The organism is Streptomyces sp. CC224B, from assembly GCF_030010595.1.
Classification (GTDB): Bacteria; Actinomycetota; Actinomycetes; order Streptomycetales; family Streptomycetaceae; genus Streptomyces; species Streptomyces longispororuber.
This window is the reverse complement of the sequence record NZ_JASCXL010000256.1, coordinates 1-904: the sequence shown is the minus strand read 5'-3', so window position 1 is coordinate 904 and position 904 is coordinate 1. Positions and strand designations below refer to the sequence as shown.

The following is a 904-nucleotide window of genomic DNA, read 5'->3' as shown; positions in this document are numbered from 1 at the left end:
TAGGCCGTTTCCTTCGGATCATCTGATCGTTGGTTTGGTTGTGTCGCTGACTGACGCGCAGTGGGCGCGGATCGAACCGCTGTTACCCGATCGAGCGCCAAAGCGGGGCGGGCGCTGGCGGGATCACCGACAGGTGATCGACGCGATCGCATGGAAGTACCGCACCGGCTCGCCGTGGATGGACCTGCCCGAGGAGTTCGGTTCCTGGAAGGGCATCCATAACCGCCTGCGGAAGTGGGCCGCCGACGGCACCTGGGAGAAGGTCTTCACCGCTCTGCTGACCCAGGCCGATGCCGAAGGCGACCTCGACTGGGTCGTCGCGGTCGACTCCACCATCGTCCGCGCACATCAGCACGCCGCCGGGGCCCGTCAAAAGGGGCCCCGGCCAGCGAGCCGGGTGACCACGCTCTGGGACGCTCACGCGGCGGACTGACCACCAAGATCCACCTGGCCTCTGACGGCCGTTGCCGCCCCCTGGCCTTCCACATCACACCGGGCCAGGCGGGCGACGCACCCGCCTTCACACAGGTCATGGCCCGCTTACGAGTGCCCAGGCCTATCGGACGGCCACGGGTGACCCCGCAGGTGGTCCTGGCCGACAAGGCGTATTCCTCCCGCGCCATCCGCACCCACTTGCGCCGTCGGGGCATCAGGGCGGTCATCCCTCAGCCCGCCGACCAGATCGCCAGGCGCAAACACCGCGGCCGATCCGGCGGCAGGCCGCCGGCCTTCGACAAGACCGCCTACCGGCAGCGCAACACCGTCGAGCGGTGCATCAACAAACTCAAGCAGTGGCGCGGCCTTGCCACTCGATACGACAAGACCGCCACCGTCTACCTGGCCGCTCTGCACATCGCGGGTATCTTCATCTGGTCCGCTCGATGATCCAGAAGAAACGGCCTAG

General features: G+C 67.4%; 1 pseudogene. It reads left to right on the top strand.

Going from position 1 to position 904, the window contains the following annotated elements:
* Nucleotides 1–22: 22 nt before the first annotated feature.
* Nucleotides 23–885 (top strand): annotated as a pseudogene (locus QK440_RS41230) (IS5 family transposase).
* Nucleotides 886–904 lie beyond the last annotated feature (19 nt).